Here is a 9658-nt window from a genome sequence, read left to right on the forward strand (position 1 = left end):
TAGAGGATAAACCTTTTTACGCCAGCGAGCAAGATGCTCGCACTCCCATGATTCGATATATTTGGAGTGCGAGCATCTTGCTCGTTATTTGATATATAATTTATCCATCAAAAGCATCTCCTCGCTCAATCACAAACCACTCGTGATATAAAATGGCGATAAAAAATTCCTCGTCTTTAAGTTTATCACAAACCGCCATAAATCCAGCTAAAAAATCATCATCACCAAAGGTCGTATCCTTCAAAAATAGCGTTAGCGAGTTACCATCTGCGCTCCAAATTGTCCGTAAAATCGTTATATTTGCGTGATTTTCTCGCTCTACAGGTAACAATACCCAACGCCCCTCAATTTCCATGAACTCCGGGTCATAATATTCAAGAACTGATGACCAGCGTTCTGGCCCTTCATGTTTCTCAATAATTCTATCCCACCGCAGAGATTTAATTTTATTCAAAGTTTCATCAGACAAATCAGAAAGTTTCATGCTCTTTTACTCCAAGGGTCAGTATTAACATCTGATAACTGATTTACTGTAATCTTATGAATCGCTAATTGAGCGGTTGAATCTCCATCAACGCTGGTCATTTTAATCAATTCTAGCAATCTTTCTGGTGTCATTTGAGGGTCTTGCACGCAGTCCCATAACGACCCAAAGGAAAAACTCCGATTTCGCCAATCTCTAGGATAAGACCTATCTAAAAACCATTGCCAAGGTGAAGGATGCGCGAGAATATGTTGGGCAATTTCTAACTCTGATTCTGCCTCGACTACGCGAAAGCTAGATTCATAAATTCCTTCATCAAACAGACTGGTAATTAAATATAGATTTGCCATATTAATCCCCTAGTAAAATTCGCAAAGCTTTTAATGCAGTAGACCGCTTTCCATTTGCTATTTTGGCGAACCAGTAATGGGCTTCTTCATTACTCATTGCCATGACTCCAGAAGTGATATTAGCAATTCTTTCTGGTTTGGAAAGTGGTTGTAATGCCTGAAATAAAATTGCTAAGTTTACGCCGGAATCTTCTGATAAAATATAAGGTGCTTGTCGTTGATGTGATAAGGTTTTTGGATCGTAATTGTTCGCTTTTAATAGGCTGTAAATTACTGTTCTTGCTTGTACTAAAGCATTACCTTTGAGTCGTCCAATTCTTTTGGCAGCAGGACGCTTTTTTTCTCCGGCTTTTTTATAAGCACATTGGTACAATTCTAAAGCAAAATTGTTGTTATCTAAGGGAACGATTCTTAACTGGAACTCTTGCATATTTCCGGGAATGGGAGCGTCTTGCTTGGGGTCAATAAAGGTTTAGGGTCAATAAATTTTAGCGAGCAAGATGCTCGCACTACGGAAAAACAATTTTATATCGGAAATTGAATGGCGAGCAAGATGCTCGCACTACGGAAGAACAATTTTATATCGGGAATTGAATGGCGAGCAAGATGCTCGCACTACAATAAAACCAACCTGTTCTTATCCATACGTCACCTTAACAACCAGATTCAAGCGGTCAACTGGATTGCGATTAAGCGTCTGTTTAATTGTATTAAGTTCTGTTCCTTGTGGTTGAATTGCTGGTTGAAATTCAAAGGAAATTTTCAGGCTGACGTTGGCTTGCACATCTGGGGTATTTAGTAAACTATTAATAGTAGTAAAAAAGGTTTGGAAACCCCGAATCGGCCCTTGATATTCTAATCTTACAAACTGGTCGCCTGTTTGAATCATAACTGTTTGGTCAATGTGCAATTTGAAGCGAGTTAATAAAGGAATTGCTGTCCCTAATTTACGATAATCTACAACTTGACTGACGGATAGTTCTAGGGATTCGATGCCTTGTACTTTATTATCGGTGCAGCGATCGATCAACGCATTAAAAGCAGTATTCACGCTACCATCTAATTCTATAATGTCGGGTTTGGCATCAAACAACGTCCCTAAACTACCGCCGCCTACGGTGTAAGTACCACCGCCATTGCTAACAGTGGGTGTTCTTCCGGGAACTGCAATAACTACTCGCGTTTCCTTTTCGGCGGTTTCCCCGTTACCATAGTCAGCAATTACCCGAAAAAGTGTTGTGTTGCTAATTTTCGCCTCATACTCATCAGAAGGACGAAACTCACCGGGTACTAGCGTCCCTTCTTGGTAAAGGCGAACAGTGAACGCCCCTTTCGCCTTCCAGCGCACTCTTACAGGTTTTGTGGGTTCTGTTGAGGGCATCAGTTGGGCACTAAGTTCGATTTCTTTGGGTTTGGGGGGTTCGAGAATGCCTCGACGGTAGAGGGTTGTGCGATCGCTAAAATCGATCGTTTCTGGTAAAGTTAGCTTACTGTCATCGGTTTTAATGAACAGGCGTTCTCCGACTTTCATATCCCATTGTCCCATCTCTAACCCTTGACGAAGGGTATCGCGCAGTTTAGAAACTTCCACATCCTGCAAAATATTCAAACTCAAATCTTTAGAAAAAGCTTCTTTTAAAGCTTTAGTTGTCCAATAATCTAAACCGGAAGGCCAAACTTTTTGGATAATATAAGCAGGCGCAAAAGGTTTAGCCTCTTCCGAGCGAATTTTCTGACAATCTTTGAGGGCTTTTAAAATCACATCTTGTTGATTATTCTTTCCTTTTACTTCGCTAGATTCTTGGGCAGCTAATACATAGTGCATCAACCCTTTGGGGGCTTTTACTGAATCGTTAGCAGGATAGAATAAATGACGATAAGCATTAGTTAAAGAGATGCGTACCGCTAAATCCATTTCGCCTTGTTTCTGCTTCAGTTGTTTTTGTTGATTTTCTGATAAATCATTTAACCGATTTTGACTTTTGAGGATATTTTGAATCGCTTTATATTCCCTAGCATTATCTATGGCGCGTTCTAATTCTTGCCGATTAGCTACTAAGAATAATAAGCGATTGCGGAAGGTACGAAATTTTCCAGATTCACCTGTATTACTGAAAATTTGCTCGACTAAATGAGGTGGAGGGTCTGTAGTAGCAGAAACAGTGGCTTCATCAAAATCAATCACGCATAATGCCACATAATCGGGGTCATCGTCTACATCAGACGCATTTTCTGGGGAAGAAACAAGGGTAAAGAATTTATTGGCGAAGATGCTATCTCGACGATTTCTTAAATCATCTTTGGCTTCACTTCTGCCAATTTGTTCTTTCTCTTCGGCAATGATTTTGTTAATCGAAGGTTCTTCTTTGAACCGAGAAATTGAGGTAATTGGGTCATCATCTAAATACCAAGCAACGGCGCTGAGTCGTTGTAGGGCACGGTCAACAAATCCAATTTCTAATCCGGGTGTAAGCAGGGATAAATTTAATTCAGCCCGTCGAATTCCAGATGAAGTTCCTTGGGTGAGAGAATGTAGGAAAATAGTGCTGGCTACCCAAGTAGAAAAGGGAGGTTTTCCAGCAGCTATCCATTCCCCGTCTTGTACTTGGGCGTAAGCTTCTCTACCATCTGGGTTATAAATATCTGCCCCAATGGGATTTCGCATTAAGGGACGCTGGAGACGAGAAGTTAAATCATTGGTAATTTCTGCATCTAATCCGACTGGAATATGATGAGTATGAATTAGCGGTATCCAATCGTTTGTATTCTGCCAAAGGTGACGGACTACTTGGGCAAATAATCTTAGCGCCCCTCTAGTGCGTTGGAATTCTGGAATAGAGGCAATCTTTTTAGTTAGCAGGTTGAAAAGTTCGGGATGGAAGGGGTAAGATGATGCGATCGCCTCAGCATATCTAGCATCTTTACATCCATCTGGCAAATTGATCCGACTGGCACGGTAGCTGTTTAAATATTCTCTCGCCGCATCTTCAGCAGCTTTAGCACTGACGCTATCAAATAAGCGTTGTTTGACAATATTGTAGATTTCAACATCGGTGGAGGGACTTAAAACTCTTTCTTGTCTGGCGGAAGCTTGGATTAATTCTTGTAGTTCAGTCGTTTCTCCCCCAAAGGTATCGGATGCGGAAGCGAGGGAATAGACAAATACTAAGTTATTGCAAGCAGCGGCTAAATCCATCAGGGAGAATAGGAAGGCGACTACTTGTTCGGATAGGTCGCTTTTACCGACTTGTTTCGCTTTAGCCGATCGCAAATGACGCGCAATTTCATCGAGAATAATTAAGGTAGGCTGTCCGTTTGTCAGTCGTTCCAGTACGGAAGTACCGGGACTAATACCTTTCTCGTCAGAACCTCGAAGTAATTTATAACCTTCAATTCCACCAATCTGATAAGCTATTTCACCCCATAAAGTATAAGTAGTGATGCCCGTTTCCGGGTGATAAACGCCATTTTCAGGGTCTAAGTCCCTACCATCCACTGCGGCAACTTGTATGGGACGGTCTGGAATTAAGTTTAAATCAGCAAAGCGTTCCAGTCCTTCAATGTATCGTCCTTGTTTGCCAATGTGCCAAAGGGCTATCTCGTCGTGAGTTTTGCCACCGCCGAAACTTGTTTCCAGCCGCAAAATAGGCGACCCCGCAGCTTGTCCAGTTAAGCGCCCGAATACTTCTTTAATCAGGGTTTTTATCCCATCTGTGGGGAAAGTGTTGGCGAAGAAGGTTTTGGGGTCTTGATAAACTGTGGGGGCTTTGCCATCCACTACTAATCGCAGTTTGGCGGCGAATAACTCTACAGAGAGTTCTCCTTGTTGGATTTCTTCTCTGGGAACGCAAGTCTGAAAAATGGATGGCAGCATGATTTTTAGTTCTTTTTCCCTCAAACGGTTTGGGGTCTTATTTTAAGTTTTCCCGTAGTAAGGGCTAAATTTACAATTTACACTTAGCTATTAACTCAAGTTGCAAGCGATCCATTGTGCGATCGCTCCCACCAGTTTCTTCAGTTTCAGGTTGCACTACAACCTTCTTTTTGAGCGCAGGCTTGGGCTTATCAGTGACCGTAGGCGGCGAACTTCTTGCTTCATCGACGTTACTCACTTCCTGGGCTTTAGCCTGCTTCTGCTGTTTCTTCAATTCCAGTACTTCTGCCTTCAAAGCCTTACCAGGTTTGAAGTGTGGCGGTATTTCCTCAGTAGGTATCCCATTCAAGGATTCAAATCCGAACATATCCCTACCTGGGATGAACCGTGCTTTGATCTCCACAAAATAACGCTTACCTTGCTCTTCCTTCTGAAGCTTTGGATTGAATCGGAATGGTGGTACAAGCGCATCTTTCCAAATTAAGGGAAGATGTTGCGCTTTCATGAATCGGACTTTCCGTGCAGAGTCTAGCGGTTTAATTCTGGTTTTAGTCTCCTCATTAAAGTTCCGAAAAACTGAAATGCACGGCGTTCTACACACTGGAATAAATTGCCACAATCCACAAAGTTTAAACTCAAAATCTTGTGCAGCAAACACATCCTTATCAGATGAATTATCCTCACCATTTATAGGTGCGAATCCTACAAGTGAGAATCCTAATATGTGTGTTTTATCTCGCCCCGGAAAATGCAACACTTGGGGATATACCGTTAGCCTTAATTCTTTGGTTCCGTTTTCTCCTAGTTCCAGTTTTAGTGCATCCCAAGCTCTCATCCCTTTGTTGTGAGGCGCGTATTTCAAGGGGTACTCCTTCCCTTGTATCTTGACAAATGCTCTATTGATTTCGGAGTCAAGCCTGACTTTCCCTGGTACAATTCCAATAGCTTGAAATAATTTCGCTTGGGGAGCGGTAGCCTGTGGTTCGCTGGTCATAAATAAAAAGTTAATCCCTAATATTTGGGCTTTTTCCAGCTATCATAGCTCAAAATTTAAACTTCCTTCCCACAACGCAAGTTGCATCTTTGGTAGGTATTGGATAAAAAGAGTAACTACGGAAGAACCATTTGATAATTGACGATCGCCTAAACTCCATCCAACAACAACAATTTGAGCAACAGATAAAATTACTTTTAACGGTTTTGCCAATGCAACTTACGAGCTACAAACCAGAGAGTTATACTAATTCTCTATGAAGATGCGCTTAATATTTCGTAATTACTTCCCATGAAATCCTTGCTAGATATAGTAGCCGTGCAGAAAGTTATTAAGCGCATTGTTACAGAGAAATGGTATTAGTAACGAAAATCCAGTCAGCGCAACACAGTCAATAATAATCCGTTGCGTTGTTATAGGTTCTAACAAAGTTTGTTTTAATGCTGATGCTGCATAAGTAGCTGGACTAAAACAGTGTAGCCGTCCCAATTTTGGCGATCGAAGCAGTGAGCAAAAAACTCGCTCCAGCCTAATAATTCTAAGTTCATTGGTTTCCTCAATATGTGTTACTTGTTAATAGCAAGGCACACAGAGGAATTTTGTTGTCAATCTTCTAGGACGCATGATGGCACAAAAAACTCTGTGACTACCTTGGCTTGTGTTTTTAAGGTTGTGGAAGTTGCAAGTGCTACAATCTCAGTCATAGTTTTTCTCCTTTCATTTTGGGAGGTCTTGAAAATAGATAACTCTATCATACTACAATTAGGTTACAAATTGACCATCTTGGATTCCGGAGTTATGGATGCTCTCAAGCTAGTAGCCTGAGAATAAGTTGTGGTTTAAGTCAAAGCATTATGTAGCATAAATAACATTTTTTCGTCCACCAGTTCTCTTACATACAGAAGAGGGAGGTTTACCGAGAGTAAACCTCATTACTCAAATTAGGAGTAGTTCTATGCCCAAACGAGCATCCAATTCCATCCCCGTAACAATTCTCACAGGCTATTTAGGGGCAGGTAAAACTACCCTGCTCAACCGAATTTTGACTAATCAACATGGCAAAAGAGTCGCGGTAATAGTGAATGAATTTGGAGAAATTGGCATTGACTCTCAGCTGGTGATTAACGCCGATGAAGAAATCTTAGAAATGAATAACGGTTGCATCTGCTGTACAGTACGTGGTGATTTAATTCGTATTTTTAGCGACTTGATGCTCAAGCGGGAAAAATTCGATTATTTGGTAATCGAAACAACTGGGTTGGCAGATCCGGCTCCTGTAATTGGGTCTTTTTTTATGGATGACGTGATGCGTCAGCAAACCCAATTAGATGCAGTAGTAACAGTTGTGGATGCCTTGCACATTTGGGAACATTGGGATGCAGAAGAAGCACAGGAACAAATTGCCTTTGCTGATGTAATTTTACTCAACAAAATCGATTTAGTTTCCCCTGAGCAGTTAGATGAACTAGAGCAGCGCATTCGCAGCATGACTGCATTTGCGAAAATTTATCGGACTCACAATTGTGACATTAATATAGATGCTGTGCTGGGTATCGAAGCATTTGACTTGAAGCAATTATTGAGCATTGACCCAGAATTTCTTCAAGAAGATACTCACCAGCATGACGAATCTGTTTACTCAGTATCGATCGCCCAAGGGGGCATAGTCAATGGTGACAAACTAAATCGTTGGTTAAATCAATTAATTCAAGTTAAAGGAACCGATATTTTCAGGATGAAAGGCATTTTAGATATCGATGCCCAGGACAGGCGGTTTGTCTTTCAAGGTGTTCACATGATACTCGATGGCAGGCCGGGTCGTCCTTGGCAACCAGGAGAAGAACGCAAAAATGAAATAGTATTTATCGGGCGTAACTTAGATGCCGCCCAACTCAAACAAGAATTTCGAGCTTGTTTACTTGAGGTGTGAATGTAGTGAGAAAACTAAGATACAAAATAAGCTCTGTAACCTGAAATACACTATTGAGGAGCGTTCACCGCAACTGGAGAAATAGGATGAAATTACAGCATTACTTAGGTGGGTTAGAAGGCATAGATTCAGAACCCCTGAATTTTGAGAAACGGGTATTTGTCGAACCTTGGGAAACTCGAATTTTTGGCATTCATGTCGCTATGATGGGTCTAAGCAAACACCTGAGCCAAGCTCTGCCACAATATCCGATCGAAAACGTACCAACAAAATTTAACAGTGTTTGGACTTGGGCAGACCTCCGCAAAGGTGCAGAAGCAATGAACCCCTTTGACTACTTTCGGTTTCGCTACTACGAAAAGTGGTTGGGCGGTATTTCTGGCTTTTTTGTGCAATCAGGCTACATCACACAGAAAGAACTGGATACACGGACAGCAACCTATTTAGAAAAGACAGATGCTCCCTTACCAAGTATGTCTGAACCTGCTATCGATGACCAAGTTATCGATTATTTGCATCGTGGCGATCCTGCCATTCGAGAAGTTGATAATCAACCGAAATTTAATGTAGGTCAAAAAGTTTTGGTAAAGGATGTCCCAACTACAGAACATACGCGCCTACCTGGATATCTACGCAATAAAACTGGCATTGTCGATGAAGTTTATCAAGGTGCTTATGCCTATCTTTGTTCTACTGGAGCAGATGGACTGGGAGAGCCAATGTATGTTTACAGTGTCAAATTTGACCCGAAAGATATTTGGAGTGACATAGCCCAAAGCAATTCTTGGGTTTATGCTGACCTATTTGAAGTATACGTTGAAGCCGCTGAATAATTGCAAAATTTATTGAGGAGGATTTGTTGTGAACGAACGTTTTAGTTACAGAGACGATCGGGAAGCTTATAATGCTGCTAGAGTTAAAGCTTTAGAGTCATTACTAATAGAAAAAGGTATCATTAGCAGTGAAACTGTTGATAAAGTATTGGGTTTCTTTGAAACTGATTTCGGTCCCTTTAATGGTGCAAAATTAGTTGCAAAAGCATGGGTCGATCCTGAATTTAAAGCTCGTCTACTTGCCGATACACCAGCAGCGATCGCACAAATGGACTTCCCACCGGGAATGGCTGGAGCCGAAGGTGAATATATGAAAGTGGTAGAAAACACCCCCAAGGTTCATAACTTAATTGTTTGCACCCTTTGTTCTTGCTATCCTTGGCCTATGTTGGGATTGCCACCTTACTGGTACAAAGACCCAACTTTTCGTTCCCGTGCTGTAAAAGAACCTCGTAAAGTTCTTCAGGAATTTGGGCTGGAACTAGATGAATCGAAAGAAGTGCGGGTATGGGATAGTAGCGCTCAAATTCGCTGGTTTGTGCTTCCAGAACGTCCAGCCCAAACAGAAAGTATGAGTGAAGCAGAACTCGCCGCCTTGGTGACTCCAGAAGCGATGATGGGGGTTGCTCAAGTCAAGGTTCCTGCTTAGTGAAATTGGTTTAGATAAAGCGATCGTCAATTGAGGAGATAATAAGCTGTGCAACTTCGATTTGAACATTTTGCAGTCACTTCCATGATGGGTAGCGAAACTTCTCCCCCGCGTGATTATGGAACATTGAAATTTGAGCGATTTTGGGAAGAACGCGCCTTTGGAATTGCCCTTGCCTTGTCCAAAAAGGGACACTATGAATGGGAAGACTTTCGCCAAGAGTTAATCGATGCGATCGCTCAATGGGAAGCAACTCATTGTAAAGATGATCCGAGTTGGGACTATTACCAACGATGGCTTCAAGCTTTAGAGCAGTTAGTTTTTGAGTCTAATTTGATTGATGCAGATGAATGGGAAAAACGCACAGTTGAATTGATGAAACAGGAGTAATATCAGATGATTTAATTAGGGCTTGCTGAAAAAGTAACAGAAAAGGAAAAGGATGATTAACTAGCTAATGGAGTAAGAGTGATAGATAAGTTTTCTTCGAGTTAATGATTTAACAAATAACTTGTGATAATCAATTACTCGAAAAAAGTAATTG

General features: G+C 41.4%; 10 protein-coding genes. 4 read left to right on the plus strand and 6 right to left on the minus strand.

Features of this window, described 5'->3' with window-relative positions; genetic code table 11:
* Positions 1-100: 100 nt before the first annotated feature.
* The 6 genes from ACE1CC_RS21720 to ACE1CC_RS21745 form a co-directional block, all read right to left on the minus strand.
* A complete protein-coding gene (locus ACE1CC_RS21720) occupies positions 101-484 on the minus strand; it encodes a hypothetical protein (protein WP_413272522.1) in 384 nt (127 codons plus the stop codon).
* Positions 481-834: a hypothetical protein gene (locus ACE1CC_RS21725; RefSeq protein ID WP_413272523.1), complete on the minus strand. Its 354-nt coding sequence runs from the start codon at positions 832-834 to the stop codon at positions 481-483. The genes ACE1CC_RS21720 and ACE1CC_RS21725 overlap by 4 nt, the downstream gene beginning before the upstream one ends.
* Position 835: 1 nt before the next feature.
* Positions 836-1264, minus strand: a complete 429-nt coding sequence (locus ACE1CC_RS21730) for a DUF7680 family protein (protein ID WP_413261378.1) — start codon at positions 1262-1264, stop codon at positions 836-838.
* Between the two features lie 207 nt (positions 1265-1471).
* Positions 1472-4708, minus strand: coding sequence for an ATP-binding protein (locus tag ACE1CC_RS21735; RefSeq protein ID WP_413272524.1), 3237 nt, complete (start codon positions 4706-4708; stop codon positions 1472-1474).
* Positions 4709-4778: 70 nt separating this feature from the next.
* A complete protein-coding gene (locus ACE1CC_RS21740; RefSeq protein ID WP_413272525.1) occupies positions 4779-5702 on the minus strand; it encodes a hypothetical protein in 924 nt (307 codons plus the stop codon).
* A 42-nt stretch (positions 5703-5744) separates the two neighbouring features.
* Positions 5745-5915: a hypothetical protein gene (locus ACE1CC_RS21745; protein WP_413272526.1), complete on the minus strand. Its 171-nt coding sequence runs from the start codon at positions 5913-5915 to the stop codon at positions 5745-5747.
* A gap of 742 nt (positions 5916-6657) precedes the next feature.
* Between ACE1CC_RS21745 and ACE1CC_RS21750 the strand changes: the two genes are divergently transcribed.
* From ACE1CC_RS21750 to ACE1CC_RS21765, 4 genes are all read left to right on the plus strand, one after another.
* Positions 6658-7632: a CobW family GTP-binding protein gene (locus ACE1CC_RS21750; RefSeq protein WP_413272527.1), complete on the plus strand. Its 975-nt coding sequence runs from the start codon at positions 6658-6660 to the stop codon at positions 7630-7632.
* An 86-nt stretch (positions 7633-7718) separates the two neighbouring features.
* On the plus strand, positions 7719-8465 hold the full coding sequence (gene nthB, locus ACE1CC_RS21755; protein ID WP_413272528.1) for a nitrile hydratase subunit beta: 747 nt from the start codon (positions 7719-7721) through the stop codon (positions 8463-8465).
* A 28-nt stretch (positions 8466-8493) separates the two neighbouring features.
* The gene (gene nthA / locus ACE1CC_RS21760; RefSeq protein ID WP_413272529.1) at positions 8494-9114 is read left to right on the plus strand and encodes a nitrile hydratase subunit alpha; all 621 of its coding nucleotides are present in this window, start codon (positions 8494-8496) and stop codon (positions 9112-9114) included.
* Positions 9115-9162: 48 nt separating this feature from the next.
* Positions 9163-9504 (plus strand): nitrile hydratase accessory protein, encoded by a 342-nt coding sequence (locus ACE1CC_RS21765; RefSeq protein ID WP_413272530.1) that lies wholly within the window; start codon positions 9163-9165, stop codon positions 9502-9504.
* Positions 9505-9658: the final 154 nt, after the last annotated feature.

Origin of the sequence: Floridaenema aerugineum BLCC-F46, from assembly GCF_041929345.1 — a bacterium.
Taxonomy (GTDB): Bacteria; Cyanobacteriota; Cyanobacteriia; order Cyanobacteriales; family Aerosakkonemataceae; genus Floridanema; species Floridanema aerugineum.

Bases quoted from the DNA above. Each gene is read 5' to 3' on its own strand.
- ACE1CC_RS21735 (WP_413272524.1), bottom strand. From the start codon at position 4,708: ATGCTGCCATCCATTTTTCAGACTTGCGTTCCCAGAGAAGAAATCCAA.
- ACE1CC_RS21720 (WP_413272522.1), bottom strand. From the start codon at position 484: ATGAAACTTTCTGATTTGTCTGATGAAACTTTGAATAAAATTAAATCT.
- nthB (WP_413272528.1), top strand. From the start codon at position 7,719: ATGAAATTACAGCATTACTTAGGTGGGTTAGAAGGCATAGATTCAGAA.
- ACE1CC_RS21740 (WP_413272525.1), bottom strand. From the start codon at position 5,702: ATGACCAGCGAACCACAGGCTACCGCTCCCCAAGCGAAATTATTTCAA.
- ACE1CC_RS21725 (WP_413272523.1), bottom strand. From the start codon at position 834: ATGGCAAATCTATATTTAATTACCAGTCTGTTTGATGAAGGAATTTAT.
- ACE1CC_RS21750 (WP_413272527.1), top strand. From the start codon at position 6,658: ATGCCCAAACGAGCATCCAATTCCATCCCCGTAACAATTCTCACAGGC.
- ACE1CC_RS21730 (WP_413261378.1), bottom strand. From the start codon at position 1,264: ATGCAAGAGTTCCAGTTAAGAATCGTTCCCTTAGATAACAACAATTTT.